Source organism: uncultured Thiothrix sp. (assembly GCF_937876535.1).
GTDB lineage: Bacteria > Pseudomonadota > Gammaproteobacteria > Thiotrichales > Thiotrichaceae > Thiolinea.
Window position 1 is genome coordinate 325,013 of sequence record NZ_CALFHZ010000021.1, and the last position, 26,933, is coordinate 351,945.

Below are 26,933 nucleotides of genomic sequence, written 5' to 3' on the forward strand. Positions count from 1 at the left end.
CTTATTCCTTTGCCAAAGAGCCAGAGAGGAGCTGAGGATATTCTTGAAGTAGTTGATTCTGCAAGGTTTGTAGGTTGCTTGTGATCACTGAGCGTGGGCGTGTTAATGGGACTTTATAATCCAAAATCACCTGTGCAGGGCGAGCTGAAAAGAACAAAATCCGATCCGCCAATTGCAGCGCCTCATTTAAACTATGCGTGACAAATAATACGGTCGGGCGCGTGTTTTGCCATAATTGCATTAATAATTGGCGTAGATCTTGAGCGGTCGGCTCATCTAAAGACTGGAAGGGTTCATCCATTAATAACAATTGTGGTTGAGTGACAAAAGCCCGTACCAAGGCTACACGGCGCTTCAAACCACCCGATAATTGTTTGGGGAAAGCTTGGCGAAATGCATCCAAACCTAAGAGTTGTAAGAGTTTGTCCATACGGGCAAAGCGCTCACTATCGGCTTGCAAGGGGGGAGCATCCAACACTAAACGAATATTATTTTCCACACTCAGCCACGGCATTAAACGCGGTTCTTGAAACATATAGCTCAAAGCATGGCGCGGTGCTTGAATACTGCCAGCGAAATCCTGCTCCAATCCAGCAATCATATTTAACAGCGTGGTTTTGCCTGTTCCCGAAGGCCCGACTAAAGCAACAAACTCTCCTGCTGGAACGGCAAATTGCACATCACGCACCGCTTGCACGCCATTGGCAAAGGTTTTGTCGCGCAATTCCAGCTTCACTACACTCATTCACGCCACCGATTTAAACGCTGTTCGAGCGGGCGTAAGAGTAAGGCTTCCAGAATTAGAATCAGAGTGGCAAAAGCAAAGGTATAAGCTAAAATACCTTTAATATCAAAGTAATGAAAATAGTTACCTAATTGGAAACCCACGCCATTACTGCGCCCGAGTAGCTCCACGACTAGGACAATTTTCCAAATCAGCGCTAAACCATTGCGGGCGGAGGCAAATAAATAAGGGTAAAGTTGCGGTAGATACACTTGCCAGAAACGCTGCAGCTTAGCCAGTTGATAGACATCAGCGACTTGTAATAAGTCTTTATCAACTGCGCGCGCCCCTTCGCGAATCGTGACAATCACAGTAGGAATTTTATTAAGAGCCACGGCGACAATCGCAGCCGTTTCCCCCAAACCCAGCCAGATATAACAGAGAATAATCGTGACTAGAGCGGGGATGTTTAAGGCGAGAACGAGCAAGCTATCAAGCCATTCGTTCCAGCGTGGGCGACTGCCAAGCAGGATACCCAAAGCCACACCGATGAGCATGGCAAGACTGAAACTTGCGATCACCCGACCCAAAGTAGCGCTTAAATGCCGGAATAAATCGCCCGAGAGAATTTGTTCCCAGAGTGTGGCTAAGACCGCTGTGGGTGGCGGCAGAAAGCGATTATGCAGCCACCACGCAAGCATTTGCCACGCGATTACAAACAGGATTAACACCAGTATTCGTGGTTGGAGCAAGACCTTCATCAATTAAGGGCAAGCTGGCAAACTAAAGCCTGAGTAGAACACACCTTGCGGTAACTCTTTCACTTCACCGACTAAATCTTTGCCGCCTAACTCGGCTAAGAGTTTGAAGGTTTGGGTGGCTGCAGCTTGCTGTTTTTCACCAAAACAGGCTGGAATACCGGCACGGAAAGCATCGCGTAAAGCAGTGAATACGCTCTCTTTATCCGCCTTCATTTTCGGGCGAATTCGCGCCCATTCTTCATCGCTGTCTTTCATAATTTTCTTGGCGGCATAAGAGGCAGTTAAAAAGCCATTAGCAGCAGCGGTATGCTCTTTTGCCCATTTTTCACTAAACACCCAGCCAATCATCGGTAGGTCTTTTTGAATGCCTAAGCCTTCCAACACTTGTGGTACGGTAATGACTGTTTGTAAGCCCTCATCTTGTAAGCGCGCCGCAAAATTCCAGAAATTTAGTACCGCATCCAGCTCACCTGTTTGCATGACTTCATTCAATAAAGGTGGAGCGCCATATTGAATAGTGGCCTCTTTCGCGAGATCCAATTTATCTTGTTGCTGAGCATAAGCACGTAATAACAACCAGCTTTTATCGGTAGCGCCACCGGCCACACCCAGCTTCTTACCTTTTAAATCCGCTAAGGTTTTGATATTAGCTTTGGGGCTGGCGAGCAAACTGCCCACTGCATTGGAATAGGGAAATAACACATAGTCTTGGCCTGCTACGCGCTGTTGCGCTACCCAAAGCCAGTCGGTTACAACCGTATCAACCGCTCCACCTTGTAAAGCAACTGTGGCTGCATCGGCAGAGGCAACTGGAACTACTTCCAACTCAAAACCATTGGCTTCGGCTAGCTTGTGCTCTTTCATCACATCCAGCTCCCAATTGACTGTGCCGAATTCGAGCACACCTACCCGTACTTTTTCTAAAGCATGAGCAAGATTAGGGAGTAGTGTGAGGGTGAAGCTAAGGACAAGTAGGCGTAAGTAGTTCATTGTTATTCCTCCTAAATTCTGCAGTTGGGGTGTGTGATGGCTTATGCTTGGCGTGCGCGTTGAATGAAGCCACGTTGTGGATCATAACCCCATACCGCTAGCATGAAAAACAAGAATAAAGAGCCCAATACGATCAAAGAGGAGAGGAGGTTCAATTGACCGTAAAGGGCAAACCGGATCATTTCAACCGCATGGGTAAAGGGGTTGAAACGTGCTAGATAATAAACCCAAGTTGCACCCGACTCTTGCAGCTTCCAGAGTGGATACAAGGCGGTAGATAAGAAAAACATCGGGAAAATCACGAAGTTCATAGTGCCTGCGAAATTTTCCAATTGGCGAATATAAACCGATAGCAATAAGCCCAAAGCACCCAACATTAGCCCAGCCAACACCAAGGCAGGAAAAGCCGTGATCCAACCGAACCACGGAATATCTACACGAAACAGCCAACACAGCGCTAAGAAAGCATAAGCCTGTAGCACTGACAATAAAGTGCCCGCGACTAATTTACTGAATAGTAAAAACCAACGAGGCTGCGGTGCGGTTAATAACAGCCGCATTAAACCCATTTCGCGGTCATACACCATCGCCAACGACGATTGCATACCATTGAATAACAGTACCATCCCCAATAAACCAGGTACCACATAAACTTGGTATTCAATATAAGTTTCATAAGGCGGAATAATGGAAACACCAAAAATATTCTGGAAGCCAGCCGCAAAGACCACCAGCCACAAGGCAGGACGCACTAAGGCCGATAATAAGCGTCCGCGCTGATGCCAAAATTTGATCGTTTCTCGCTGACAGATAGCCACTAAGGCCGGCCAGTGCCGAGTTGCCATACCACCTCTCCTTGGGTTGGGTAGGATATTAAATAGCGTAATTTTGCTTGGCTTGCCACCAACTTTTTTCCAACCCATGCTACTCTAGATTGGAGCAAACCTTCATGGCTGAAAGAGGAGCATTCATGAAAAATCTAATAAAATTAGCTATTTTGGCAAGTTTACCGATCGCTTATTCACCTCTGGCACAGGCTAAAGGGACGGGTTATGTTTTTGTGAGTAGTGAAAACGATAATATTGTCACAGTGCTAGATGGAAAAAACTTCACTAAAGTCAAAGATATAAAAACCGCTAAACGTCCGCGTCATCTGCAATTCAACCCTGATAAAACCATGCTGTACGCTGCCTGTGGAGATGGCGAAAGCATTGATATTATTGATATAGCAAAGCTTGAGGTCGTCGATCAAATTAAAGATATTGACGATCCTGAAGCCTTTGATCTCAGTCCCGATAATAAAAGTTTGTATATTTCACTCGAAGATGAGGGGGGCTTAGGAATTATTGATCTAGCCACTAAAAAAATGACCAAAACCATTGAGGTGGGGCAAGAGCCAGAGGGTGTGTTAGCCAATCCTGATGGTAAGACAGTTTATGTCACTTCTGAAGTGGCGAATATGGTGCATGTGATTGATCCGACTGCGAATGAGCCGACGGCTAATATTGTGGTGGGAACACGCCCACGCCGTTTAGCGTTAACACCAGATGGCAAGGAGTTATGGGTGACTAGTGAGTTGGATGCCTCAGTCAGCATTATTGATGTGGCCACCAATAAGGTTAAAGAAAAGATTAGTTTTACACCGGAAGGTTTTCGTAAAGAAGACATTACCCCCGTCGGCTTAGTAATGACCAAGGATGGCAAAACGGCGTTTGTGACGATTGGGCGCGCAAATCGAGTGGCGGTGGTGGATGTAGCAGGGCGCAAGGTTGAGACTTATATTTTGGTCGGTAATCGTGCATGGAATGCCGCATTGAATAAAGATGAATCTTTATTATTTGTCGCCAATGGCCTGAGTGATGATGTGTCAATTATTGATGTGCCTGCGCGTAAGGTGCTTAAATCAGTCCCTGTTGGGCGTGTGCCTTATATGGTGACGGTAGATGATTAAGAAAATTGTATTAAGTGTCATCTTAGCTAGTAGTGGTTTAAGTGCAGTGTCTGCTGAGGATACACCCGCTCCATTGGGTATTGTAGCGCCGCAAAACTTACCCGCAGGGACTGAAGCCGCGCCCGTGCAAGTTGCTAAAGCGGTGCTAACGATTGGCTATTTGCACTTGGCGGATGATGCACGTTATGACGATAAGCTCATGCCTAAGCAATTTTTGGGCGCACCCTTTGGACGACCTTATCCCGCTGCTGAAGTGGCCTTGAAGGAAATAAAATTTCATGGTGAAGCAGCAGGTGTGAGTTTCGCTTTAGAGCAAATTAGTGGCAAAGATAGTGCTGATTTAATTAAGCAGGTGGATGATTCACAAGCCAAAGGTATTAAGTTTTTCGTAGTTGATTTGCCCGCAAAAACACTGGTGGAAGTGGCGCAAGCTTTCAAAGGCAAAGACCTACTATTCTTCAATATTTCTGCCAAAGACGATGCTCTACGTCAAGCGCAATGCCAAGCGAATATCTTCCATACCATTCCCAATGTAGCCATGCAAGCCGATGGTTTGGTGCAGTATTTAATTGCTCACAAATGGCGCAATGCTTTGATCTTGCAAGGGCCTTTGCCAGAGGATCAGTTATTGGTGGAGGCATTTAATCGTGCGGCTAAACGCTATGGTTTAAAAATTAGTGATACCCGCCCGTTTGTATTGGGTAGTGATCCGCGTGAACGTGAGAAGAATAATATTGCGCTGTTAACGGGTGGCGATTATGACGTGGTATATATTGCGGATACCGAAGGCGAGTTCTCGCGTAATGCCAATTATCAAACCCTATTACCTCGTCCGGTGGTCGGTTCAGAAGGCTTGAATGCCTTAGCGTGGAATTGGGCTTGGGAGCGGCATGGTGCTCCACAAGTGGAGAAACGCTTTGAAAAACAAGCGAATCGCCATATGAGTGATGTGGATTGGGCGGCATGGATGACCGTGCGCTCCTTGGGTGCAGCAGTACAACAAACTCAAAGTAGTGACTTCACCAAAATCCGTGATTATTTGCTGGCTCCGACCACGAATTTAGATGGTGCAAAAGGTAACCCGAGCAGTTTCCGCCCTTGGGATCATCAACTACGTCAGCCACTCTTGCTGTCCACTCATAACTGGGTTATTGATCGTGCCCCTCTGCAAGGTTTTCTGCATCAGATTAATAATCTTGATACTTTAGGGTTTGATCAGCCGGACAGTCAGTGTAAGTTTTAAATGTAAGCCTCTACAGGTAGTCGTGGTTATTCGTAGCGGTGCCTGATGTGTGCTATCAATAGGCTAGTGTGTTAATCAGGAACCAATCCAAATGTCGCTATTTGATAGTTTTAAACAAAAAGTACAAGAAGCTCGTGGCCAATTGACGGCGGAAGTCAGTAAATATCGTAATCGTGAATTCATGGAAGCTTGCGTAGCCGGTTGTGCTTTAGTTTCTGTTGCAGATGGCAATATCAATTCAGAAGAAAAGCAAAAAATGATGAAATTCATCCAGCAATCGGATGAACTAAAAGTATTTGATACTAAAGAAGTTATCGACTATTTCAATAAGGTTAATAGCAATTTTGACTTCGATTTTGAAATTGGTAAAGCAGAAGCCTTAAAAGTTATTGGTAAGTTGCGTGCTAAGCCCGATGCCGCACGTTTAATGGTGCGTGTTTGTATCGCCATTGGTAATTCAGACGGCAGTTTCGATGCTAAGGAAAAGCAAATTGTACGTGATATTTGCAGTGATTTAGGCATTTCATCAGACGGCTTCAATCTCTAAAGTGGTTAAGCCAGCGAGAAGGGCTAAGTCCCTTCTTGCTCGTATCTGGGTTTAGTCATTTACTGAAGAACAAATACTGTTTTCCTTCGCTTTCTTATTGAGAAGCCCTAGCTACTCAGGTAGTTTAAGACTTCCAAACCTAGCGAGGGTCGTCTCTATGAAAGCGTTATTCTCAGTAGCACCAACGGTAGCTGCTGTTTTCTTCTCCTCTATTTTCTCTTTGTCTTATAGCTCCGCTGTGAGCGCCGAAGCATTCGGCGACGGTGTAAAAACACGTCCAGTTAAATGCTTATTGCAAGTGAAGGGTAAAACTTATCTGACAGGTACTTGCAAATATGATGGTGATGCAGATGGTTCTTTTCGTTTGTACGGCAAGCAGTATTTTGTCTATTTGAATACCTTTGAAAAGAATAAAGCGGAAGCTTCTTGGAATGCCTCTCCACAAAGTAATCATGCGCAAGCGCCTTTAGGGGAATTAAAACGAGAGGGTGCGTGTTGGGTGAGCAAAACCACCAAAATTTGCGCTTGGGATCAAACCCCTAAGCCGGTAGCGGATGGGAGTATTCGGGTTAAATTCGCGCCTAATGCCACTAGCGCCGTAGTGACGGGGAAGCTGAGCAATTACAAAGGCCAGCAAACTTATCTACTCGAAGTGCGCAAAGGGCAAACCCTGCAAGTCGAGCAACTCAATCCTGGGAATAAGCGTGTTACTTTAGGTATCACGGCTCCCAATGGGGAAGATGCCAGCGATATGGATTTATCCTGCAATAACAAGAAAACCGTTAAGCCGACTTTAGCGGGCGATTATGTTATTAGCGTGCACGAATGCATGAAAGCAGATGAGTGGAAAGGCAATTTCAAACTGAAAATAACGGTGAAGTAAATCTTACTCAAGCCACCCTAGGCGCAGCTTAATAGCAACTAGGGTGGAATCGCGCCATAATCAGGTAAAACCCAATCTAGTTCACCGTGAGGAGTGCATTCTATGGTCTATCAAGCTGATCCTAAACGCTATGATTCCATGCCATATCGACGCTCAGGGCGTAGTGGTTTACGTCTCCCGTTGATTTCCATTGGCCTATGGCATAATTTTGGTGGTACGAGTTCGCTAGAGCTAGGCCGCGCTATGTTGCGCCGCTCTTTTGATTTAGGCATTACCCATTTCGATTTAGCGAATAATTATGGCCCGCCACCTGGTTCAGCTGAGTCAGCCTTTGGTAAATTGCTACAACAAGATTTTCACTCCTACCGCGATGAACTGATTATTTCCACCAAAGCGGGTTATGACATGTGGCCGGGGCCTTATGGGGAATGGGGTTCACGTAAATATCTGCTGTCGAGTCTGGATCAAAGTCTCAAGCGTATGGGCTTGGATTATGTAGATATTTTCTATTCGCACCGTTTTGATCCCGATACCCCCTTAGAAGAAACGATGGGGGCTTTGGACAGTGCAGTGCGCCAAGGTAAGGCTTTATATGTGGGGATTTCCTCCTACTCACCTGCGAAGACCGCTGAAGCGGTGGCAATCTTGCGGCAAATGGGTACGCCTTGCCTGATTCATCAACCCTCCTATTCGATACTAAATCGCTGGATTGAAGACGCACTGCTCGATACTTTGGAACAAGAAGGGATGGGGTGTATTGCGTTCTCGCCGTTAGCACAGGGTTTGCTGAGTGATAAATACCTAAAAGGCGTGCCAGAAGGCTCGCGGGCTAGCAAAGGCGGTTCATTCTTAGGCGAGTTTTTAAGTGAGCAGAACTTAACAATGGTACGTGATCTGAATCAAGTCGCTGCTGAACGCGGACAATCCTTAGCGCAAATGGCTTTAGCATGGGCCTTACGTGATCCGCGTATGACCTCAGTCTTGATTGGCGCGAGTAGCGTGCAACAGATTGAAGAGAATGTCGCAGCTTTGAATAATTTAGCATTTAGTGCTGAGCAATTAGCGCGAATCGACCAAATTGCTCAGGATGGTGGGATTAATCTTTGGGCTAAATCGAGCGCGCATTAAGCAATTATTTGCCGGTTTAGCCCCCATAAACCGGCAAATGCCAATTCGGCCCTTGGCTGTGCGCATACGCGACAGCTTGCTGGATTTGGGCAAGCAGTTTCGCTTTGTCTTTACCTAAAACACCTTTCAGCACCAAATTATTGGAAATATGATCACTTCTAAAAATGGTTTGTTGCAAGTCTAGATGCTTGATAAAAGTCTGCATTTCAGTGAATAAATCAAGTGTCGAGCAAGGGGTATAGTCCTCACCAAAAGTTTCTGTAAAACGTCGCTCGCCATAACGGAAAAATAAGGCTAAGGTTGCAAGGTATTCTGGTTGAGTGGCATCGATTAATTCAGCCGAGGCAAGTGCATGTTGCTCGCTATACTGTTTGCCACCTAAGCCATTAATAATCATCACAGAAGTTTTTATGCCAGCCGCTTTGAGTTTTAAAATCGCATCGCGGGTGCTGGCAAAAGTTTCGCTTTTTCGCACTTTTTGTAAAACGGTATTGTCACCACTTTCCGCACCGATATACACCAAACTTAAACCTAATGTGCGTAAGGCTTGCAATTGCTCCGGCGTTTTATTGGCAATATTTTGTGGCAAGCAATAAGAGGAAACGCGGGTCACACTAGGCAAATAAGTACGAATCGCCTGCAAAATCGCTTCAAGGCGGCGGAAAGATAAGACCATCGCATCGCCATCGGCTAAGAAAATACGCCTTACATTGTGTAGTGTTTCACCACAACGCTGGATTTCTGCCAATACTTCTGTTTCAGAGCGTGGCTTAAACTTTTTCTGCGGCTGAGTATACATCTCACAAAAGCTACACTCATTCCAACTACAGCCATTGGTGACTTGTAGAATTAAGGAATCCGCTTCACTGGGTGGGCGAAATAGAGGTTCGATGTAGTGGACGGGTGGAGCGATGTACATAATGATTACCTAGCTAAGCAAATCTAACGCTATCTTCTAGGTAATGGTGGTCGGGGGCAAGTAAAGGTATTGCGACTAGCATAACCCAAAGCGTATAAACACTATGCGAGTTGCCCGAGCAAAAATTATTTAGTGGTAAATATACTTTAGAGCATCATTAATTGGTGGTTGATTTATGCTGCTTCATCAGCCATCCACGCACCTTTTGTTTCCCCAATACATTCACCGCCAACGACCACAGCACTACGCGTGTATCCAGCCACCACGACATTTGCGCCTGATACACCTCATCCATATGCCACGACACCTTCGCACTGCGTCCGCCATACAGTTGCGCTAAGCCAGTAATCCCCGGTTTAATGTTCCAGCGCTTTGCATGATAAGCATCATCCCAGCCAAGGCGCTGTACATCCGCCTGAGTCAAAGGTCGAGGGCCGACCACGCTCATATGGCCTTGCAGAATATTGATAATTTGTGCCAATTCATCTAAACCGGTTTGGCGTAACAACTTGCCGCTTTTAGTCACTACTTCATCTTGCATAGTGCGAAATTTGTAGATGGAAAAGGGCTGTTTATTTAAGCCTAAACGCGGTTGGCGGAAGAGAATTGGGCGACCCTCTAAGACCCAAATGCTAAAGGCAATTATCACTAACACCCAACCAATTAGCATTAATCCGAGCGCGACGGCTAAGCCATCAAAGCACTTTTTCCAAAGCATGTTGGCTCCTTAGTTTAGGTTGTGGAGTACGCCCGTCTAACACCGTTTCGAGCACCTGACGCATCGGGCTTAGCAGATTGTGTTGAATCATGAAGTTCCATACTGGCTCGGCTTTTTTCCAACCTGCGCTGTAGGCGAAATGGCGTAAGCGTTGATTGAAAGCAGCGTGATTCTGACTCGCTTTAGCAATATTCGCCCAGCTATAAAATGCCTCATACGCCCAATCGTAACCCGTTTTGAGTTGTGCGCGGCTCATGCCTCGGGGTTCAAACACCACATGGCGCGTGTCGTATAAATCCCAGTTCTGGGTAGTGAGCCGCCCTTGCGCCTGCATTTGCTTGTAATATGCCGTACCCGGATAAGGGGTGGCGATATGAAATGTGGCAGTAGTCAAACCTTGCGCAACCGCCCAATCCACGGTGCGCGCAAATACGTCCGGCGTGTCGCCATCCAAGCCAAATACAAAACTACCATTAATCTTAATACCCAGACTATCGAGGCGCTGAATCGCTGCTGCATAATCACGCCCCAAGTTTTGTGACTTATTAGAAAAGCTCAAACTGTCCGCAGCTAGCGATTCAAAGCCAATGAAAATACTCCGCAAACCCGCTTCCGCTGCTTGCTCAATCAGATTGCCTTTAAGAATGGCATTCACGGTAGACGCGCCTTGAAATAACCGACCCAGGCCGCGCATCCCGCTAAATAATTGGCTGGCAAAGCGCGGATCACCCAATAAATGATCATCCAGAAAATACAAGTGTTTACCGGGTAAGCGCTCAATTTCTGCTAAAGCCGCCTCGACTTTTTGGGTATAAAACGAGCGTCCGTGCTCAAAAACGCATCCTTATAACAAAAGCTGCAGTGATAAGGGCAACCGCGACTCACCACGATGGAATTGGGCACTAGGTAGTGGTGGCGCTTAATTAAATCGCGCCGAATCGGTGGCAAAGTGGCAAGGGTGCGCAAGGTCGATTGATAACGCTTTTTCGGCTCGCGTTTCCGAAAGTCCACCAGAAATTGCGGAAAGGTATCTTCACCCGGCCCGAGAAAAATCGAATCAGCATGTAAAGCCGCCTCATCAGGCAAGGAACTCACATGCAAGCCACCCAAACACACATAACAGCCCTTAGCGCGATAGTGATCAGCGATGTGATAAGCACGCTTAGCGCTAGTGATATACACCTGAATAATCACCAAGACAGGGCGGTCATCCGTGCTCAAGGTTTCCACATGCTGATCGACTAATTCAATCTGATCACTTGGGGCTAAATAGGCCGCCAATGTGGCTAAACCCAAAGGCGGAAAAAGAGAGTATTTAATCGGTCGCCAGTCCGGTGAGCCAGCTTCTTGTAGCGAGGGCAAAATAAGTTTGACGTGCATGGTGCGTACTCAGTCGTGCGATGCCTAGAGTCTGAGCCTGCGCTTTGCAGGGGGTGTGCAGGGAATTTGGAATTGTGGCGGGGATTTGGTGGAGGACTAGATACTTTCCAGAACACAGAGGAGGATGAAAAAGCTATGGTTCAGATAGTCGGTCTTGTGTATATATAGTAAACCAGTTTACTATATTGCTTTAAGCAATCGTTGGAGCAAAAAACATGTGGACTAAAACTTATAGTAAAGTGGTGGATGGGGTTAGCACGGATCAGGTTTGGAAAGTGTGGTCAGATGTGAATCAATGGCATACTTGGCAGGATGATATTGAATATGCCAAATTGGACGGCGAGTTTAAAGCAGGCAATGTGTTTCGTTTCAAACCTAAAGGTGGCCCCAATATTAATATTGAGCTAACTGAGGTAAAGCCTAAAGCAGTATTTGTGGATTTAACCCGGTTCTTTTTGGCTAAAATGTATGATTCCCACGAACTAATTGAGCGTGGTAATCAATTGGAAATTAAAACTACCTTGCGTCTCGAAGGGCCACTCGCTTTTTTATGGAAAAAACTAGTGGTAGACGATATTGCCAAAGGGATGCCAGAACAAACGGAGCGTTTAATTGAAAAAGCCAGAGCCGCTTGAGGACTCGCCTTTCAAATACGAACAAGCCGACGATAGTGCAGGTTTTCTCTTGTGGAAAATAACCACGTTGTGGCAGGGCAAGCTGGCCAAAGTTTTGGGTGATTTCGGTATCACCCAAACCCAATATGCGATTCTTGCTTCTTTAGCTTGGTTTGAAGCTAAGGCTGAGCGGATTACGCAAACTCAATTAGTTGCACATACTAAAATTGATAAAATGACGCTCTCTAAGGCGATTCGTCGTCTTGAGGAATCAGGTTTAGTAGTTCGCAACGATTCAGCGCTTGATAGTCGCGCCTTTAATGTGGGGTTTAGTGATCAAGGCAAGCTTCTTATCCAACAAGCAATTGTGGCAATAGAAAATGCCGATGAAGAATTTTTTTCATGCCTATCAGAACAACAATTGCAAACTTATAAAGCACTCACTGCAACGGTTATTCTCAGTAATCGCTTATCTGATCGGGATTAGTCGTTGTAAGCACTACACTTGACTCTGAAAATTACGCTTAACACTATGTATCCTTACCTACGCATATGAGAGCCTTCCATGTCTGAAAATACCTACTCGGTTGGTTTAAGCATTCTGTTCTGGCTGTTGTGGATAGTGGGCTTATTGATCTTATTGTTGTTTGGTTTCTTTACGCTTGCAACGGCCTCTGATGTTAATGTGATGGCAACTTGGAATGGTCTCGTCGTAGTGGTGGAAGGGTTTTTGCTGCTTAAAACCGGTTTGCATTTCGCGCGTAAAGATATACCAATGTCGAAATTGCTCCTATGGATTGTGGTAGCAGTAGTTGCCGTGCCTTTCATTGCTTTTGGGGGCTGCTTCATCCTAAATAATATGAACTTGGGTCTAAACTTTGGTCACTAACTATTGAAAACAGTTAGCAGGGAAGCAGAAATCGTCCTGCCTTAAGCTAAGCCTAGGCTACTAATATAAACCTTATCTAAGGCGTCTAAGGGTATTCACAATGACGGATAAAATCAGCTATTCCATTCCGCTTAAAATTTTTTTCTGGCTGTTTTGGTTGGTGGGAGCATTTGCTGTTTTTTTGTTTGTAATCTTTATCATTGCCGCCTATAACGGTGATGTTTATTTTCCTAAAGACTGGGGCTATATAGCTTGGGATGCGGTTATTGTCTTAACCGGCCTCTTGATATTATTCAAAACGGCCTGGCACTTTTTCAAAGGCAATGTCCTCGGTTCAAAGCTGTTACTCTGGGTTGTCTTTGCTGCGATTGGACTGCCTTTGATTGGCTTCGGTGGCTGCCTACTGCCTGAAGCTTTTGGACGGCCTTAGTGTTAATTCATTATATTTTCGACTTGCTCGCACTGCTGAGTGGCGTATTGGTGAGCTTTTGGTTTCGACGTAAATACGGTTTAGTACGTCCTGTGGGTGTCACCCAAGAGTCTCAACATCACTACTATTTACTCGTGCTCCTGTTCGGTTTAATCGGGGGTAGTATTTTATTCGGCACGCTGAATCTGTATTTGTCTGGGCAAGCAGGTGTAGCTAAAAGTATGCTCGGTGGGGTGTTTGGTGCCATTGTCGGTGCAGAGGTTTTTAAGTATTTCGCAGGTATTCGCCAGTCTACAGGGCTGTATTTTGTACCCGGTTTAATTGTCTTGATTGCAGTCGGACGGATTGGCTGCTTTCTTTCAGGCTTAGCCGATTTTACCTATGGAATTGAAACAAGTTTGCCTTGGGGTATTGATTTTGGCGATGGTTTGAAACGCCACCCCGTGCAGCTCTATGAAACCTGTGTGATGTTGGTCTTTTTAATAGTTTTATTAGTCAGTTACCCTAAATACCCAGTTTTTTGGCAGACACAAGGTTTTTATATCTTTGTATTGTTTTATGCAGGCCAGCGGTTTATTTGGGAGTTCTTGAAACCTTATTCAGCAGTTTTTGGCTCTTTCAATCTTTTCCAGTTGTTATGTTTGGGCTTACTCGGCTACGCTGCCATGATGCTAGTTATAACAAGGCAAAATCATGACTGATCCTAAGCAAGCACCTGCTAGTTACCTACGTTCCACCAGTGATCAGGTGGCTTTTTGGGTGTTATGGGTATTGTTACTATTACCTGCTATTGTGTTGTTGATGATGGTGATCGGTAGTGTGGGCGGCCTTATCTTAATACCTTTATTAGCTCAATTAGGCATTCATGGTATGGCGCTGAAATGGTTCTTAGATTTGAGCAAACCCACTTCTAAAGCACTTTTAATGCTACTTGGTGGCACAGGTGTGCTTTACTTCCTAGCCTTTAGCGGCTGCGTCATTATGTTGTTCACTGCTTAGAGGCTCTTGCTTTGAGTAATAAAGTCCGCCCTTATATTTTCTACGGCCAAACCCAATCTTTATGTGAAGAATGCCTTGCCGTCGTTCCAACCAAAATCATTTTCCAAAACGATAAGGTGTATTACCAAAAGCGCTGTGCTGAGCATGGCGTGCAAAAGACTTTAGTCTCGACCGATATTGAGTATTTCAAGCGCTGTAAAGAGTATTTGAAGCCGGGCGATATGCCGCGCCAATTTCAAACGGCGATTAATAAAGGTTGCCCGCATGATTGTGGTTTATGCCCTGATCACGAGCAGCATTCTTGCTTAGCACTATTTGAAATCATTGACGAATGTAATATGCACTGTCCGGTATGCTTCGCGAACTCTGCACCGGGCAAAGGCAATCCGCGTAGCCTAGAACAGATTGAAATCATGCTACAAACCTTACTCGCCAGCGAGCAGCAGCCTGATTTGGTGCAAGTCTCAGGGGGTGAGCCGACTTTACATCCAGAGTTAATGACAATTTTACGGCGCTTAAAAGCCAGTCCAATCCGCCATTTAATGCTCAATACCAATGGGATTCGCATTGCTCGTGACCCACAGTTAGTTGAAGAGCTAGCCAGTTTAAAACCCGGCTTTGAAGTGTATTTGCAATTCGATTCTTTAAAGGCCGAAGCGCTGCAGAATATTCGCGGGCAAGACATGCGCGCTATTCGCCGTCAAGCTTTAGAAAAGTTGGAGCAGCATAATATTTCCACCACACTGGTTTGTGTGATTCGCAAAGGCGTGAATGATGAGGAAATCGGTGAGCTTATTCAATTTGCCCAGCAATGGAAATGCGTGCGTGGGATTACCTTCCAACCTGTGCAAGATGCGGGGCGTAATGAAGATGGCAAACCTACTAATCGCATTACCTTAAGTGAAATTCGCAGCCGTATTATTGAAGCCGATAATCCCTTCGGTGATGCGGATATGATTCCCTTGCCTTGCCACCCTGAAAATATTTCGATTGGTTATGGCATTCGTATGGATGACAAGATTATTCCAGTCACCGGTTTATTGCCGCGTGATGAATTATTAAAAGGTGTTGATAACACCATTACTTTTGAGAAAAGCGCTGGCCTCAAAGAAGCCTTCTTTAAGCTATTTTCGCTGGACGCCTGTAGCGAGCAAACCACTGAAAAGCTAGAGACTTTACTCTGCTGCTTACCCCGCATTCAAAGCAATGGCGGCCTGACTTATGACAATGTATTCCGTATTGTGATTATGGCGTTTATGGATAAATACGATTTTGATATTGGTTCGATCAAGCGTTCTTGTACGCATTTCGTCGAGCCAAATGGCAAGATTTATCCGTTTGATACTTGGAATTTGTTTTATCGGGAGCAGGTAAGATAGGTATATGTTTTTGTTAAAACAGAGTGACTTTTAAAAATCTATTTGTAGAGTATTGCTTAGCTGAAGCCCTTTCTAGAAATAATTTAAAAATTAAATTGATCATAATTTTAGCTTGTTATAAGATTTAGCACGCTTGATCTTGTATCAAATTTTCTTTGAAGAATAGTATGTAAAATATTAGGTGCAAAATGTACTCTGCTGAAGACAAAAATCAATTTTTTTTAGCTGTTGACTCATTGAAGAAATATAGAAGAGCCGAGTTAAAAGATGATCAAGGAAAAGAATTGATTGAGCTTTTGTATACGGATTTATTGCCAGATGATCAGATTTTGAAATCATGTTTATCTAATAATACTACTTTTCTCATAGGCAGGAAAGGTACGGGAAAATCAACAATTTTTTTAAGGCTTCAAAAAGAGTACAGAAAGAAAGGAAATGTTTTATCTTGTTATATTGACACTAAAACAGTTTTTGAATCTTCTCAAGCAGAATATATTAGCCATGATTACTTAGATGAGGCAATTCCTAGTAAATATTTAAATAAATATGTTTTGGAGAAAAATTTTATCCAAAGCGTATTAAGGTCTTTAATTGAAGAAGTTAGTAAAAAAACCACATCAACTATGGAGAAATTGAAGAAAATTCTTGGACTTAGTGCAGCAAGTACTGTTTTAGAAAGAGTAAAATTGCTGCAGAATAGTATTGAAAATAATGACCATTTAAAAATGATAGAAATGCCAACTTTGAGAAAAAAGAATACTCATAAGAAGGTCTCTCAAGAAAGTGTTAATGAAAGAGAGTTTAGCCATGCTAATAAGTTTTCTGGCTCAGTTAAACTTTCAGAGTTGGATTTCGGTGTTGATGCAGAAGAAGGTTTTAATAGAGGGGATAAATTATCATCTAAGAACAACTTAGATCTTGAAGAAGAGTTTTCTGATATATTTCTTAAGGTTTTTCAAGTAAAGAATTTTATTGATGAAATAAAAGATATTTTATCTATTTTAAATATTAAAAGCTTAGTTGTTTTACTTGATGACTTTTCAGAAATTCCTGATGAGTCTATGAGGGTTTTTGTTGATGTTCTATTAGCTCCTCTTAATAATTGGTCTGATGAGTTCATTAAATTTAAAGTAGCAGCTTATCCTAATAGAGTATATTTTGGAAAAATTGATCAAGGGAAAATCGATAAAATTTACTTAGACTTTTATGACTTGTACTCTACTAGAGTAAATAAAAGCGTTATGGAGGAGAAGTCAGTAGATTTTACAAAAAGACTTATCGAAAAGCGTATAAACCATTTTACCTCGAAACCCATTGAGCATTTCTTTGATACAAAAAAAGACTCAATTGATGACTATTATGAACTGATATTTCAAATATCAATGAATATACCTCGTATCATAGGCTATATCCTTTATTACTGTTATGAAAGTAAAATAGCCTATAATTCTCCTATTACAAAAGCTGCATTAGAAGATGCTGCTGAGAAGTACTATGATTTTACGATTGAACCATTTTTTCATAATACAACATACTCTCTAAAGTCAATTGATGAAAAAATTTCTATTTTACAACTTAAAGAATTGATGGATATCTTTATAGCAGAAATGAAGGAAATTCAAAAGAAAATTAGAATTGGCGAGTTAACTAGTGTTTTGTATGAACCTTTTAGGCATAACCCATTTGCTAGTCATTTCTACTTTAATCCTTTACATGAGCAATTTATTAGAACGTTAGAGTTAAATTTCTTTATCAGTAAGTATAATGAAATGAGTAGTAAAGATGGCGGTAAGCAATCAGTGTATTGCTTAAATTATGGGCTGTGTAAGAAAAACTCTCTGAAGTGGGGTTATCCAAAAGGAACTGAATATAGAAAATATTTGGTATCTAGACCTTTTGATTTCGATAGTCTTATTGAGATGTTTTTGAAGAAGTCTAAATCTTTATCTTGTATTAATCCTGCTTGCCATAGAAGCTTCCCCTTTGAAGAGTTGGAGTTCTTGAAGTTTACAAAAATGCGCTGCCCTGATTGTCAATCTCCTGTGAAAGAAATTTCAACTGCCGATTCACTAAGAAGTGAGCTAGAAAGAATAGATAATGCTAAACTTTTGCCTGAAATAGAAATAGGAATTATGCATGAAATGCATAAGACTGAAAAGCCAATGAAGGCTAAAGAGATAGCTGAGGAGTTAGATTGCTCTTATCAATTAATTGGAAAAAGAGCTAAAAAACTTGATGAAACACTTGGGTTAGTAGCTAGACAGGGCGAGTCTGCTCAAAGGGTTTACAGTTTAACAAATAAAGCAAAGCAAGATTATTTTCCAGATAATGACTAGTAATGGTAATAAGAAATTGATTTTATTAAGTTAATACTTTGATTTTCTTGAGAGGCGTTTGGTACAAGTGGGTGGAAAACCGCTATATAGGGATAACAACACGCGGAGCAAGTCCCAATTTCTTAACCCGTCGTGCAAACTTACGATCATCAAACGAAGCCATTGCCTCGCAATCTTGGTAGTTTGCATGATGCAGAGCATCCGCGAAATCCAATCCATCTTCTAATCCAGCAATAGCTTGTTCGACTTCTTCACGAGCTTCAATATAAATATGTGGCTGACTCAGTAGATGCTGAAAAGCTGAAATAATTTCCTGAACTTCAAAGCGATAATAGCCACGCAATACCCATTCAAATTCGAGCAATACCGTTTTACTTACTTTTAAATCACCGCCAGATTCAAACAACTTTTTAGCGGCAATTTGCTGTTTTTGTGCTTCCACATCGTTTTCATCATCCACGTAATAGCGCGCCAGAATATTCGTATCTAGCCCAATCATGATTTACTCAACAGGCTTGCCACATCGAAATCAGCCGGAACAGCTTTGCGCTTGCTTTTCAACATGCCAAAACCGCTCGTAGCAACAGTCTCAGGTGTTTTGCTAACGCGCAACTCCACATGGTTGTCTGACAAAACAAAAGAAACTTTACTGCCTTTACGAATCCCTAAACGCTGGCGTATTTTTAGTGGAATTGTGACTTGGCCTTTGCTAGTAACAGAAGTGGTTTCCATAAGAGTAACTCAAAAGTAATACCAAGTAAGAATATCATTATAAATCCCAAAATAACAAATCGAATTTTTTATCATTGTATAATCTAAAAAAACACTTCATCAGTCTGAACTTGTCAGCATTTCTATAATCTGGTTAAGATTACAACCTATCTTCAATCCTTAACCCCTAAGCTTCTTTAATAGCCATGTAATGTCTAAACCGAAATTACTACAAATTGCACCTGCATTCGCTCAGTAAACGTTGAGGCAGTTTTGCTCGTGCTGGTGATTTTAATAGTTTAGGAAGACAAGCTATGTCAGTTTATAAATACCCGCGCACGCCACATTTGCCGTGGTCGGCGAGCGTTGCCAGCGATGATATTCGCATTATCAATACCGAACAGTTTGCTGGTTTAGAAGTCGTTGTGACTGAAAAAATGGATGGTGAAAATACCTCACTGTATCGTGAGCGGATGCACGCGCGTTCGGTGGATAGCCGCCATCATGCCTCTCGTGATTGGGTCAAGCAGTGGTATGGTCAATTTCAGCATGAAATTCCAAACGATTGGCGCGTGTGTGGCGAGAATATGTACGCGCAACATTCGGTGATTTACGCTCAGTTGCAGAGCTATTTTTACGGCTTTTCGATTTGGAATGAACAGAATATTTGTCTGAGTTGGGCAGAGACCTTGGAATGGTTTGCGCTCTGGTCTATTCACACGCCGCCTGTGTTGTACCAAGGCATTTGGGATGAAGCGGCGATTCGGGCGATTCAGATTGATACCAAAACCACTGAGGGTTATGTGGTGCGCGCGACCCGAGCATTTCACTATAACGAGTTCGCGCAAAATATGGCGAAATGGGTGCGCGCTAAGCATGTACAAACCAGCGAGCATTGGATGTTTGCTGAGATTATTCCCAATGGTTTAAAGGGGGATGTGTGATGAAAACGGTGAATGCATGGTTAGCGCGTCTTGCCGAGGATGCCACGCCAAGTTTTGATGAATGTGTCGCGCAATTGGGTGCTGATTTGCCACTATTGCTGCGTTTTAAGGACACGCCCCAAGATGCGGAATGGCATGCAGAAGGCGATGTACATATTCATACCAGCATGGTGCTGAATGAGTTGTATCAACTCTTAAACACCGAGGCACAACCTATTCAAGGCACGGAACGCCAAGCGCTGATTTTGGGTGCTTGTTTGCACGATATTGCCAAGCCGCTTTGTACCAAAAGCTATGAAAAAGAAGGTCGTATTCGCATTGGTTCATCAGGGCATGAGGATAAAGGGCGTTCTTATTTAGCGCCTAAGTTGATGAAATGGCAGCTCGATTTTAAGGTAGTTTGGAGCGTATTAAATCTAGTCGGCGAGCATCAAATGCCGCGCCAATTGGTGCTGCGCCAACGCAATCAAGCCGCGTTTTTAAGCCTAGCGCGTCAGTCGAATATGCAGCTCTTGTATTGGTTGGAACGTGCCGATATTCAAGGCCGGTTTTGTGTCGATAGGGAACTGGATTTATTAGTGCTCGATGAGTTTCGTGAGCTTTGCCAATACTATGGGGTCTGGGATCGGTCAGACCCTCTTGCAAACATTCGACCCGCTTTAGCCGTGCTTTCATCGTCCGCTCAAGAGTATGTGCAAACTTATGCTCTTGCAGAATTGGCAAGTGGCAAAATCACCCAAGCGGAAGAGGCCTTAAGCACTACCTTCCAACATCGTGAACACTATGCCCATTTGGTGATTACTTGTGGACTGAGTGGTTCGGGTAAGTCGACTTGGTTGCAAACCCATTATCCAGACTACGAGCGCATTTCCTTAGATGAGTTGCGTGAGCAATGGAATGGGGATCGGGCTAGCCAAGAACATAGTGGTGAGATTCGCCAGCAAGCTAAAGAAGCGCTGAAAGCAGCCTTGCGTGTTAAGCACGGCGTGATTTGGGATGCGACGAATTTGCGTAGAGACTTTCGCTCAATGGTTGCCGACTTGGGGCGTGATTATCACGCTTTAGTGACCTTAGTTGTGTTCTTACTGCCTGAAACGGAGTTGCGCAAAAATAATCGGGCGCGAGAGCATTTTGTGCCGGATGCGGTGTTGGATCGGCAGTTGGAGTCTTATCAATTTCCGACTGTGAATGAGGCGCATCAGTTTTGGGTGGTGGGTGCGAAGGGTGAGACGCTTTGGCGGAGTGGCTTTACCAATGATTAAGGCTTTTAAAAAGAACTGCTACTCGTTAGCAGTTCAGTTACCTGATTTTTGACCATTGTTCGCAAACTTTGCGGCTGCGGCGATTTGCACTTTTTCCATGTCAACAACCGTTTGCCTCGCTATTTTCTAATGTATTCAGCTTAGTTTAGCTAATACCGTAGGCGCAATAATACGGTGCATCGGTTTCACCGGAAGCATATACAGCTTGCCTAGGAAATTATGTGTATGTACTACGGTTGTCAGGGTAATACGTACTTGTTGGCCTGAGTTGATCAGGCTTCGATGTACGCTTAGGGTGACATCCAAATGTTTATCATGATCCCCTAATAGCACTTCATCAAACGAATTTTCAAATAAAGTAAAAATACCAACTCGATCACCTTGTTGATAGTCGGCGCTTGGTTTGTCACTTAAACCCGATAAACCACCCAGATTTTTAAGACCAACTAGCTGACCAACTTGATTACGCAAGTTCATGCAAGCCTCCACCCAAGACGGCGTTTTCCTAGCAGTCTTTATAAACTGTTCTAAAGCAGAACTAGCAAGGTCAGCTGACTCTATCGCCCAGGCATCATAAAAAGAGCAGTTTGGGATCAGAGCTGTAATTTTGCTGTTGGGTGGAACGGCAGTTTCGTGAACTTGTTTGGGCATAAGATTTAGCTCTTGTTAGTGTGTGAACTTATATTGCAGGTATTTTAATGAAATTACTATTGTAAAAATACATAAATAATGGAATTATAAAAGTGTAATTTCGCTTTAAGGTGATTGCTATGAAGATCAATGAGCAAGATAAGCAGCTTACGAAGGTGCGTATTCTCGCGGCGGCGGTGGATGTGATCACGATTCGTGGTTTCAAAAATGCCACCATGCGCGAGATTGCCAAAGAGGCCAAAGTCGGCGATGCGACCATCTATAACTATTTTCCCACCAAGGAAAAAGTGCTGTATGGCTATTGCGAGTATGTGCAGCAACAAGTGATGTTGGAGCTGAAGGAAATCAGCAATTTCCATGAATATTCTCTGCAAGAGCAGTTGCAGCAGTTGGTGGAGACTAATTTGCGCTTGTGGCTACCAGCCCGCGAGTTTTTGCAGCAGGTGTTTGAGCTGAGTTTTGGTGCGCCAGTAGTGGGTTTTACACATATTGAGGAAACCAAACGTTTATTCACAACTATGGTGGTGGATATGCTCGATGCAGCGCTGGAGGCGGGAGAAATTCCTGAGCAGCCTTATCGTGAGTTATTGCCGCGTTTGTTCTGGGATTATATGACTGGGATTTTGGCATATTGGCTGAAAGATACTTCGGAAGGCTTTGCCAATACCACCCAAGTGATTGATCGCAGTATGGAAATTATTGCCAACATTTTGCAATCGGGTATGGTGGGCAAGCTCTTGGATTTAGTCTCTTTTCTATTCCGCACCCACATTATGACCCACGCCGATCTGTTAAAAAATATGACACAGACTCCTGAATTAGTCACCGCTAAACGGCGCTTTATGGAGGGCAAATGATGGAACAGTCATTACCCGAAGGCAAATGGGTGCGGGCAGGCATTATGGGTTCAACCGCTTTAAAAGTGGGTTTGCGCGAAGTACAGCATAAAGTAAAGCGCCCGTTTATGTCGGTGGAGCGCCAGCAAAGTGATAAACAAACGATTGACGATAAAAATGCCGAACTGATTTTTAAGGCCTTGGCTCAATTGCGCGGCACGGCCTTAAAAGCGGCACAAATGCTCAGTATGGAAGTGGAGATTCTGCCGGAACGTTATCGTAAAGAGTTGGAAAAATCCTTCCATCAAGTACCGCCGTTGAATCGCGTGTTGGTACGCAAAGCTATTCAAGAGCAGCTAGGCAAACCGCCGGAAATGCTGTTCAAACGTTTTAATGATCAAGCGTTTGCTGCGGCAAGTTTAGGGCAGGTACATCATGCGACTTTGTGGGATGACACGCCGGTTGCGGTGAAAATTCAATATCCAGGCATTCATGTCGCGATGGATAGCGATATGAAATTAATGCGCAAACTAGCTCCCAGTTTGCCTAATCCGCAGATGGTAGCGCAGTCCTTAGAGGAGATTCATGCACGCTTATTAGAGGAAGTGGATTACGCGCATGAAGCAGCTGCCACCCAATGGTTTGCTGAGCATTTGAGTTTAACAGGTGTACAAATTCCTAAGGTTTATAAAGAGTTTTCCGCTGCTCGTATTCTCACCACTGAGTTAATGACAGGGCAACATTTGGATGCGTGGCTGGCTACTAATCCTTCTCAAGCCGCTAGTAATCAAGCCGCACAAAATTTATATGACATTCTGATTTATTCGGTGCGCACCCTTAATCGCCTACACGCTGATCCCAATCCGGGTAATTATCTGTTTCAAACGGATGGCACGGTGAGTTTGATTGATTTTGGTTGTACTAAGCAGTTTGATCCGAAATTTGTACGTATTTTGCCAGTGTTGATCAAGGCTTTTGTGCTGGATAATCGGGAGAGCGCTTTGGCAGCCTATCGTGAATTAGGGATGGATCATCACCACAGTGACGAAACTTGGTATCGCGAGATATTGCGCCCGTTCGCACAGTGGGCAGCTTTACCTTTACAAGAACCTAGCTTCGATTTTGGCAAAAACCACAGTTATACCAGCCAAGCACGCGAGATTATTCAAAAACTTGCCCAAAATACTAGCCTCGATAAAATTGCCAATGATTTTATTTTCTTTGATCGCACCATGTATGGCTTATGTAAGATTTTCGAGCGTATGGGAGCGGAAGTTAGAATGCGTCATCATTGGTTGGAGAATTAATAAGGAAATGGCGGCTAAGTCTTAGATTACCAGCGTATTACTAAGGGCAGGTGTGGGCGAAAATCATAGCTTAGACCTGCTTGCTCATGATCAAAGCTTAATTCTAATACATGCTCGTCGCCTCGCTGAATCTGCAAGCCCTCCATTCTTTTTACCTGTTGTGCAGTCATTGATATGGGTGCAGTGGGTTGTGTAATTCGCAGTTTAGTTAGTTGCTGAAAGCCTTTTGGGTGTTGTAGCGGCTGGCGTTTATCGGTGGGAGCTAATACAGGTGCTATACCAAATGGCAGGACGAACCATAAAGGCTCTGTTAAAGGATTATCGCTCGCCATCGGAATACTTAAATGTGCTGGCAAATAGGGCGGCTGATAATCCCAACAAGAAAACATAGCTTGATATTGGATTCCTTGTTGGGGGCGCAAGCAAATGCCAAAAGGGGATATAGACAGGTCTTGCTGTGTTAAACGTTCATATAAATGTGTGCCCCGCACAATTTCACTTTGTACGGCCTGTTCATCAGTGAGATATAGCAACTCTATAAAAACATTCTGGAAAAAGAAACGTCGATTGGCAGTACCTTGGCCTAAATGTTGATTAGCTGTGCCTTCTGTTAAACCAAAGTCTTTTAATAGCTCTGCTTCAGGAGCATTGGCGGTGGTAGCGATAAAAATATGATCGAGTTCTAAGGTCATGTTAAGCAGCTAAGGATTGCGATAAATCTGTAATAATGCAGTGGCGCTAAGCACTTTGCCATAGCGTTGATCTGCCATATTTGTGAATTGATGCAAATTACTTTCAGTTTCACTAATCGGTGGCCAAGGTGGAGGCGGTGCTAGCCAACCCTTTTTAGTTTTCATGTGCCTACGATCCGATTTGAAATAACTTGCGTAATCTTGTGCTTTAATGACACGAAATAACGGTACATATTCAGGATTAATCAATTCCTCAGCTAGAAAAGATTGTTGGATATACGCTTCAAGGGGGGTGCAAAATTCTAAGCGGGTATCGAAATCGACTAGATAGTTTAGGTTGGTGTTTTGCCACAGTAAGACTACATGGTAATCCCACAGTAAAGGTTCTTGCGCAGAATTAGCAGCACGTTGGTTTAGCATTGGGAAACAATCAGCTTGGGCGGCAATTACCATCACCTGACTATCAGTAAACTCGGCGCGCTGACAAAGCAACCAGATATTTTCCTCACAATAACGAGAGTGATAGGCGTAATCTTCGCGTTGAGGTAAAAGCATAACTAGTTCATAGGCTTCAAAGCTTGTTTAAAGCCTATGAGTATACTGAATTTGCGCCTAGTTTAGTTAGCAGGGTGGCAATAACTCCGCTAAGTTTTTCCCATCCACTTCTTGGCGTAAATCATAATCGACTACTAGCGGCATATAGCCTGACTCGTCCAAGCGTAGATAATTTGTCACTGGAATTTTACCTTCAGGCAAAGCCATTTTACGGCAGGCATCCACACTAATTCCCAGATTGCCTTTGACTTTAATACCCGCTGCTTTTAAGGCTTTGGTATTCGCGCGATAAGCCTCTAAGCGTGGAAGATCGGCTGGGTTGATACGATAGACATATAAATTAAAGCCGGATTTGGCTTCAAGTTCTAGCTGCTTTTGCTCTAAAGCCAAGGGAATGGCTTGCAGAACAAAAGTTTCTTTTTGCTCCGGTTTGCCTTCAGCTTGGCTAGTGATTACTAATTTAGCACCTTCAGGGCGTGGCGCTATCCAATCCGGCATGCGCGTAGCCGTGCGTAACGCTTGCGGATCAAGTTGCAGCGGATCAGTTGTAGCCAAACGGTACATAGTTTTCAGTGGAATCGCAGTACAAGCACTTAAACATAAAGTGGCAGTGATTAGCGCTAATTTTTTCATAAGGGTTACGGTTTCAGAGTTAAGAGTTCATGGATAGCGGCAACGACTGCCTGTGGTTGTTCGGTTTGAATGTAGTGACCTGAGTTAATGGCTTGAATCTGTGGAGCGTGGGTTTTGCGTTGCCAATCTTGCGCGAGTTCAGCCAATAGTTGAGCAAAAGCGCCTTGTTCTAGTACCGAGCGTTTGGAACTGACTAATAGACGTACTGGAATATTGACGGCTAGTTCTGGCTTAAGTTGGTGTAAGCAAGTTTGTTGAGCCTTGAATTCTTGGCGGGCTGTGGAGGTAAATAGTAAGGTTGCCTCCGACAGCATACGAGCCGCTTGAGGGGCTTCAGCTTGCATCCGCGTTAGATGTTGGGGATGGGTGGGATCGAGTAAGACCAAACCTGCCACTTCCTCAGGATAAAGCGTGGCATACACGTATTCATACAAACCACCCAAGGAATGCCCGACTAATAGATAAGGTGGGCGTACACCTACAGCTTTTAAAAGTTGATGTTGTTCTTGCGCAAGCTGGCAAGGGTCACGCGGACTAGAAGCTTGGCTACTTGCGCCATAGCCGGGGCGGTCATAACTAAAAGTAGCTACCTGTTGGTTTAAACCTTGTAGCACTGCCCGCCAAACCGTGTGGTCATCCCCTAGGCCAGATTGAAATACGACGGTTGGTAATTGAGCCTGCTGACTGGGTTGATATTGGTAAGCAATTCGGCTCTGATTGATTCTTATAGTTGTGTTAGGAGTAGTTGGCAGGCTGCTACAAGCGGTGAGTGTCACGATCACTAAGCTGCTAGCTAGCCACATAGAAACTTTTAACAAAAGAGTATTAGGCATAGATTATCATTCATACTGTTTAATTTGTAAAAATTATTGTATTACGATAATATTTTAAAATGCAAATTTAACTTGGAGGCAACTATGTCTGCTTTTAATCCGCGAATGGCACGTTGGCTAGCTATGGTGACACGAGTCTTTATTAGCCTCGTTTTGCTACTGAATATGCTTGGCTGGTTTATTCCAGAAGCCGCAGAAGTGATTGCACGGAATATCACCACTCTCACTACGGAACCGATCAGTTTGACAACCCGTGCCTTAGTGTTAGGTTGGCTGATTTCTACGTTTCAATTAGGTATTTTGACCGTGGGTTTTTGGTCGATGGCTGCTGTTTTTCAGCTATTTGCGCAAGATGATTATTTGCATCCAAATATTGGTAAGCAGGTGCAATGCTTTGGCAAATCCTTGGTACTGTTTGGAACACTCAGCCCGTTTATGCGTACTTTATTGGCCTTAGTCATCACCTTGGATAATCCTGAAGGCCAGCAGATTTTGATGGTCAGATTAGTGACCAATGATTTTGTCATCATCCTAGTGGGTATTTTATTGATTATGTTGGGTTATGCCTTAAAGCAAGCCGCTGTGATTGCCGAAGATAACCGTCAGATTGTGTGAACC

The 26,933-nt window shown here is 43.8% G+C and carries 33 protein-coding genes; 18 read left to right on the top strand and 15 right to left on the bottom strand.

Annotation, left to right across the window (positions count from 1 at the left end):
- Position 1 precedes the first annotated feature (1 nt).
- The 4 genes from Q0230_RS16025 to Q0230_RS16040 are packed head-to-tail and all read right to left on the bottom strand — an operon-like array spanning position 2 to position 3,320.
- A complete protein-coding gene (locus Q0230_RS16025) occupies positions 2-745 on the bottom strand; it encodes an ABC transporter ATP-binding protein (RefSeq protein WP_298611371.1) in 744 nt (247 codons plus the stop codon).
- Positions 742-1,485, bottom strand: coding sequence for an ABC transporter permease (locus Q0230_RS16030; RefSeq protein WP_298611374.1), 744 nt, complete (start codon positions 1,483-1,485; stop codon positions 742-744). The genes Q0230_RS16025 and Q0230_RS16030 overlap by 4 nt, the downstream gene beginning before the upstream one ends.
- A 3-nt stretch (positions 1,486-1,488) precedes the next feature.
- Positions 1,489-2,475, bottom strand: coding sequence for an ABC transporter substrate-binding protein (locus Q0230_RS16035; protein WP_298611377.1), 987 nt, complete (start codon positions 2,473-2,475; stop codon positions 1,489-1,491).
- Positions 2,476-2,516: 41 nt separating this feature from the next.
- Positions 2,517-3,320, bottom strand: a complete 804-nt coding sequence (locus Q0230_RS16040) for an ABC transporter permease (RefSeq protein WP_298611380.1) — start codon at positions 3,318-3,320, stop codon at positions 2,517-2,519.
- A 125-nt stretch (positions 3,321-3,445) separates the two neighbouring features.
- Between Q0230_RS16040 and Q0230_RS16045 the strand changes: the two genes are divergently transcribed.
- From Q0230_RS16045 to mgrA, 5 genes are all read left to right on the top strand, one after another.
- Positions 3,446-4,426: a PQQ-dependent catabolism-associated beta-propeller protein gene (locus Q0230_RS16045; RefSeq protein ID WP_298611383.1), complete on the top strand. Its 981-nt coding sequence runs from the start codon at positions 3,446-3,448 to the stop codon at positions 4,424-4,426.
- Positions 4,419-5,669 carry an ABC transporter substrate-binding protein gene (locus Q0230_RS16050; protein WP_298611386.1) on the top strand — a complete coding sequence of 417 codons (1,251 nt, stop codon included), beginning with the start codon at positions 4,419-4,421 and terminating at the stop codon, positions 5,667-5,669. The genes Q0230_RS16045 and Q0230_RS16050 overlap by 8 nt, the downstream gene beginning before the upstream one ends.
- A 91-nt stretch (positions 5,670-5,760) precedes the next feature.
- The gene (locus Q0230_RS16055) at positions 5,761-6,216 is read left to right on the top strand and encodes a tellurite resistance TerB family protein (RefSeq protein WP_298611389.1); all 456 of its coding nucleotides are present in this window, start codon (positions 5,761-5,763) and stop codon (positions 6,214-6,216) included.
- A gap of 157 nt (positions 6,217-6,373) precedes the next feature.
- Positions 6,374-7,099 carry a hypothetical protein gene (locus Q0230_RS16060; RefSeq protein WP_298611391.1) on the top strand — a complete coding sequence of 242 codons (726 nt, stop codon included), beginning with the start codon at positions 6,374-6,376 and terminating at the stop codon, positions 7,097-7,099.
- 102 nt (positions 7,100-7,201) lie between these two features.
- Positions 7,202-8,227 carry an L-glyceraldehyde 3-phosphate reductase gene (gene mgrA / locus Q0230_RS16065; protein ID WP_298611394.1) on the top strand — a complete coding sequence of 342 codons (1,026 nt, stop codon included), beginning with the start codon at positions 7,202-7,204 and terminating at the stop codon, positions 8,225-8,227.
- Positions 8,228-8,243: 16 nt separating this feature from the next.
- Here the strand turns inward: mgrA and Q0230_RS16070 are convergent, their stop codons facing one another.
- The 4 genes from Q0230_RS16070 to Q0230_RS16085 all read right to left on the bottom strand — a co-directional run bounded on the left by Q0230_RS16070 (position 8,244) and on the right by Q0230_RS16085 (position 11,244).
- On the bottom strand, positions 8,244-9,146 hold the full coding sequence (locus Q0230_RS16070; protein WP_298611397.1) for a radical SAM protein: 903 nt from the start codon (positions 9,144-9,146) through the stop codon (positions 8,244-8,246).
- 157 nt (positions 9,147-9,303) lie between these two features.
- Positions 9,304-9,864, bottom strand: coding sequence for a sugar transferase (locus Q0230_RS16075; protein ID WP_298611400.1), 561 nt, complete (start codon positions 9,862-9,864; stop codon positions 9,304-9,306).
- On the bottom strand, positions 9,842-10,621 hold the full coding sequence (locus Q0230_RS16080) for a hypothetical protein (protein ID WP_298611403.1): 780 nt from the start codon (positions 10,619-10,621) through the stop codon (positions 9,842-9,844). Before Q0230_RS16080 ends, Q0230_RS16075 begins: the two co-directional genes overlap by 23 nt.
- A 29-nt stretch (positions 10,622-10,650) precedes the next feature.
- Positions 10,651-11,244, bottom strand: coding sequence for a hypothetical protein (locus Q0230_RS16085; RefSeq protein ID WP_298611406.1), 594 nt, complete (start codon positions 11,242-11,244; stop codon positions 10,651-10,653).
- 215 nt (positions 11,245-11,459) lie between these two features.
- Here Q0230_RS16085 and Q0230_RS16090 point away from each other — a divergent pair, with 215 nt between their 5' ends.
- The 8 genes from Q0230_RS16090 (at position 11,460) to Q0230_RS16125 (ending at position 17,891) form a co-directional block, all read left to right on the top strand.
- Positions 11,460-11,879, top strand: a complete 420-nt coding sequence (locus tag Q0230_RS16090) for a hypothetical protein (protein ID WP_298611408.1) — start codon at positions 11,460-11,462, stop codon at positions 11,877-11,879.
- A complete protein-coding gene (locus Q0230_RS16095) occupies positions 11,857-12,345 on the top strand; it encodes a MarR family transcriptional regulator (RefSeq protein ID WP_298611411.1) in 489 nt (162 codons plus the stop codon). Before Q0230_RS16090 ends, Q0230_RS16095 begins: the two co-directional genes overlap by 23 nt.
- A gap of 78 nt (positions 12,346-12,423) precedes the next feature.
- Positions 12,424-12,747 carry a hypothetical protein gene (locus tag Q0230_RS16100; protein ID WP_298611414.1) on the top strand — a complete coding sequence of 108 codons (324 nt, stop codon included), beginning with the start codon at positions 12,424-12,426 and terminating at the stop codon, positions 12,745-12,747.
- A gap of 100 nt (positions 12,748-12,847) precedes the next feature.
- The gene (locus Q0230_RS16105; protein ID WP_298611417.1) at positions 12,848-13,177 is read left to right on the top strand and encodes a hypothetical protein; all 330 of its coding nucleotides are present in this window, start codon (positions 12,848-12,850) and stop codon (positions 13,175-13,177) included.
- Complete coding sequence (locus tag Q0230_RS16110) at positions 13,177-13,878, top strand: prolipoprotein diacylglyceryl transferase family protein (protein ID WP_298611420.1); 702 nt, start codon at positions 13,177-13,179, stop codon at positions 13,876-13,878. Before Q0230_RS16105 ends, Q0230_RS16110 begins: the two co-directional genes overlap by 1 nt.
- Positions 13,871-14,176: a hypothetical protein gene (locus Q0230_RS16115; protein WP_298611423.1), complete on the top strand. Its 306-nt coding sequence runs from the start codon at positions 13,871-13,873 to the stop codon at positions 14,174-14,176. Before Q0230_RS16110 ends, Q0230_RS16115 begins: the two co-directional genes overlap by 8 nt.
- 11 nt (positions 14,177-14,187) lie before the next feature.
- Complete coding sequence (locus Q0230_RS16120) at positions 14,188-15,555, top strand: radical SAM protein (RefSeq protein WP_298611426.1); 1,368 nt, start codon at positions 14,188-14,190, stop codon at positions 15,553-15,555.
- Between the two features lie 188 nt (positions 15,556-15,743).
- A complete protein-coding gene (locus Q0230_RS16125) occupies positions 15,744-17,891 on the top strand; it encodes a winged helix-turn-helix domain-containing protein (protein WP_298611429.1) in 2,148 nt (715 codons plus the stop codon).
- Between the two features lie 82 nt (positions 17,892-17,973).
- On the opposite strand, the gene Q0230_RS16130 is transcribed toward Q0230_RS16125, so the two are convergent.
- Together Q0230_RS16130 and Q0230_RS16135 are read right to left on the bottom strand one after the other, a co-directional pair.
- A complete protein-coding gene (locus Q0230_RS16130; RefSeq protein ID WP_298611432.1) occupies positions 17,974-18,390 on the bottom strand; it encodes a type II toxin-antitoxin system VapC family toxin in 417 nt (138 codons plus the stop codon).
- Entirely contained in the window at positions 18,387-18,623 is a 237-nt protein-coding gene (locus Q0230_RS16135; protein WP_298611436.1) for an AbrB/MazE/SpoVT family DNA-binding domain-containing protein, read from the bottom strand. Before Q0230_RS16135 ends, Q0230_RS16130 begins: the two co-directional genes overlap by 4 nt.
- Before the next feature lie 293 nt (positions 18,624-18,916).
- On the opposite strand from Q0230_RS16135, the gene Q0230_RS16140 reads away from it, so the two are divergent.
- Together Q0230_RS16140 and Q0230_RS16145 are read left to right on the top strand one after the other, a co-directional pair.
- Entirely contained in the window at positions 18,917-19,546 is a 630-nt protein-coding gene (locus Q0230_RS16140) for an RNA ligase family protein (protein WP_298611440.1), read from the top strand.
- Positions 19,546-20,808, top strand: coding sequence for an ATP-binding protein (locus tag Q0230_RS16145; RefSeq protein ID WP_298611443.1), 1,263 nt, complete (start codon positions 19,546-19,548; stop codon positions 20,806-20,808). The genes Q0230_RS16140 and Q0230_RS16145 overlap by 1 nt, the downstream gene beginning before the upstream one ends.
- Before the next feature lie 135 nt (positions 20,809-20,943).
- Here Q0230_RS16145 and Q0230_RS16150 read toward each other — a convergent pair whose 3' ends face one another.
- Positions 20,944-21,459: a DUF2867 domain-containing protein gene (locus Q0230_RS16150; RefSeq protein ID WP_298611446.1), complete on the bottom strand. Its 516-nt coding sequence runs from the start codon at positions 21,457-21,459 to the stop codon at positions 20,944-20,946.
- Between the two features lie 119 nt (positions 21,460-21,578).
- Between Q0230_RS16150 and Q0230_RS16155 the strand changes: the two genes are divergently transcribed.
- Together Q0230_RS16155 and Q0230_RS16160 are read left to right on the top strand one after the other, a co-directional pair.
- Positions 21,579-22,316, top strand: a complete 738-nt coding sequence (locus Q0230_RS16155; RefSeq protein WP_298611449.1) for a TetR/AcrR family transcriptional regulator — start codon at positions 21,579-21,581, stop codon at positions 22,314-22,316.
- Complete coding sequence (locus Q0230_RS16160) at positions 22,313-23,602, top strand: AarF/ABC1/UbiB kinase family protein (protein WP_298611452.1); 1,290 nt, start codon at positions 22,313-22,315, stop codon at positions 23,600-23,602. Before Q0230_RS16155 ends, Q0230_RS16160 begins: the two co-directional genes overlap by 4 nt.
- 26 nt (positions 23,603-23,628) lie before the next feature.
- Here the strand turns inward: Q0230_RS16160 and Q0230_RS16165 are convergent, their stop codons facing one another.
- The 4 genes from Q0230_RS16165 to Q0230_RS16180 all read right to left on the bottom strand — a co-directional run bounded on the left by Q0230_RS16165 (position 23,629) and on the right by Q0230_RS16180 (position 26,315).
- The gene (locus Q0230_RS16165) at positions 23,629-24,294 is read right to left on the bottom strand and encodes a hypothetical protein (RefSeq protein ID WP_298611455.1); all 666 of its coding nucleotides are present in this window, start codon (positions 24,292-24,294) and stop codon (positions 23,629-23,631) included.
- 9 nt (positions 24,295-24,303) lie between these two features.
- Entirely contained in the window at positions 24,304-24,849 is a 546-nt protein-coding gene (locus Q0230_RS16170) for a hypothetical protein (protein WP_298611458.1), read from the bottom strand.
- A 66-nt stretch (positions 24,850-24,915) separates the two neighbouring features.
- Positions 24,916-25,482, bottom strand: coding sequence for a hypothetical protein (locus tag Q0230_RS16175; RefSeq protein WP_298611461.1), 567 nt, complete (start codon positions 25,480-25,482; stop codon positions 24,916-24,918).
- Positions 25,483-25,487: 5 nt separating this feature from the next.
- The gene (locus Q0230_RS16180) at positions 25,488-26,315 is read right to left on the bottom strand and encodes an alpha/beta hydrolase (protein ID WP_298611463.1); all 828 of its coding nucleotides are present in this window, start codon (positions 26,313-26,315) and stop codon (positions 25,488-25,490) included.
- An 84-nt stretch (positions 26,316-26,399) separates the two neighbouring features.
- On the opposite strand from Q0230_RS16180, the gene Q0230_RS16185 reads away from it, so the two are divergent.
- Positions 26,400-26,930: a hypothetical protein gene (locus Q0230_RS16185; RefSeq protein WP_298611466.1), complete on the top strand. Its 531-nt coding sequence runs from the start codon at positions 26,400-26,402 to the stop codon at positions 26,928-26,930.
- Positions 26,931-26,933 lie beyond the last annotated feature (3 nt).

Coding starts and splice junctions, on each gene's coding strand:
- Q0230_RS16025 (WP_298611371.1), bottom strand. CDS start 745: ATGAGTGTAGTGAAGCTGGAATTGCGCGACAAAACCTTTGCCAATGGC.
- Q0230_RS16030 (WP_298611374.1), bottom strand. CDS start 1,485: ATGAAGGTCTTGCTCCAACCACGAATACTGGTGTTAATCCTGTTTGTA.
- Q0230_RS16035 (WP_298611377.1), bottom strand. CDS start 2,475: ATGAACTACTTACGCCTACTTGTCCTTAGCTTCACCCTCACACTACTC.
- Q0230_RS16040 (WP_298611380.1), bottom strand. CDS start 3,320: ATGGCAACTCGGCACTGGCCGGCCTTAGTGGCTATCTGTCAGCGAGAA.
- Q0230_RS16045 (WP_298611383.1), top strand. CDS start 3,446: ATGAAAAATCTAATAAAATTAGCTATTTTGGCAAGTTTACCGATCGCT.
- Q0230_RS16050 (WP_298611386.1), top strand. CDS start 4,419: ATGATTAAGAAAATTGTATTAAGTGTCATCTTAGCTAGTAGTGGTTTA.
- Q0230_RS16055 (WP_298611389.1), top strand. CDS start 5,761: ATGTCGCTATTTGATAGTTTTAAACAAAAAGTACAAGAAGCTCGTGGC.
- Q0230_RS16060 (WP_298611391.1), top strand. CDS start 6,374: ATGAAAGCGTTATTCTCAGTAGCACCAACGGTAGCTGCTGTTTTCTTC.
- mgrA (WP_298611394.1), top strand. CDS start 7,202: ATGGTCTATCAAGCTGATCCTAAACGCTATGATTCCATGCCATATCGA.
- Q0230_RS16070 (WP_298611397.1), bottom strand. CDS start 9,146: ATGTACATCGCTCCACCCGTCCACTACATCGAACCTCTATTTCGCCCA.
- Q0230_RS16075 (WP_298611400.1), bottom strand. CDS start 9,864: ATGCTTTGGAAAAAGTGCTTTGATGGCTTAGCCGTCGCGCTCGGATTA.
- Q0230_RS16085 (WP_298611406.1), bottom strand. CDS start 11,244: ATGCACGTCAAACTTATTTTGCCCTCGCTACAAGAAGCTGGCTCACCG.
- Q0230_RS16090 (WP_298611408.1), top strand. CDS start 11,460: ATGTGGACTAAAACTTATAGTAAAGTGGTGGATGGGGTTAGCACGGAT.
- Q0230_RS16100 (WP_298611414.1), top strand. CDS start 12,424: ATGTCTGAAAATACCTACTCGGTTGGTTTAAGCATTCTGTTCTGGCTG.
- Q0230_RS16105 (WP_298611417.1), top strand. CDS start 12,848: ATGACGGATAAAATCAGCTATTCCATTCCGCTTAAAATTTTTTTCTGG.
- Q0230_RS16115 (WP_298611423.1), top strand. CDS start 13,871: ATGACTGATCCTAAGCAAGCACCTGCTAGTTACCTACGTTCCACCAGT.
- Q0230_RS16125 (WP_298611429.1), top strand. CDS start 15,744: ATGTACTCTGCTGAAGACAAAAATCAATTTTTTTTAGCTGTTGACTCA.
- Q0230_RS16130 (WP_298611432.1), bottom strand. CDS start 18,390: ATGATTGGGCTAGATACGAATATTCTGGCGCGCTATTACGTGGATGAT.
- Q0230_RS16135 (WP_298611436.1), bottom strand. CDS start 18,623: ATGGAAACCACTTCTGTTACTAGCAAAGGCCAAGTCACAATTCCACTA.
- Q0230_RS16140 (WP_298611440.1), top strand. CDS start 18,917: ATGTCAGTTTATAAATACCCGCGCACGCCACATTTGCCGTGGTCGGCG.
- Q0230_RS16145 (WP_298611443.1), top strand. CDS start 19,546: ATGAAAACGGTGAATGCATGGTTAGCGCGTCTTGCCGAGGATGCCACG.
- Q0230_RS16150 (WP_298611446.1), bottom strand. CDS start 21,459: ATGCCCAAACAAGTTCACGAAACTGCCGTTCCACCCAACAGCAAAATT.
- Q0230_RS16155 (WP_298611449.1), top strand. CDS start 21,579: ATGAAGATCAATGAGCAAGATAAGCAGCTTACGAAGGTGCGTATTCTC.
- Q0230_RS16160 (WP_298611452.1), top strand. CDS start 22,313: ATGATGGAACAGTCATTACCCGAAGGCAAATGGGTGCGGGCAGGCATT.
- Q0230_RS16165 (WP_298611455.1), bottom strand. CDS start 24,294: ATGACCTTAGAACTCGATCATATTTTTATCGCTACCACCGCCAATGCT.
- Q0230_RS16170 (WP_298611458.1), bottom strand. CDS start 24,849: ATGCTTTTACCTCAACGCGAAGATTACGCCTATCACTCTCGTTATTGT.
- Q0230_RS16175 (WP_298611461.1), bottom strand. CDS start 25,482: ATGAAAAAATTAGCGCTAATCACTGCCACTTTATGTTTAAGTGCTTGT.
- Q0230_RS16180 (WP_298611463.1), bottom strand. CDS start 26,315: ATGCCTAATACTCTTTTGTTAAAAGTTTCTATGTGGCTAGCTAGCAGC.
- Q0230_RS16185 (WP_298611466.1), top strand. CDS start 26,400: ATGTCTGCTTTTAATCCGCGAATGGCACGTTGGCTAGCTATGGTGACA.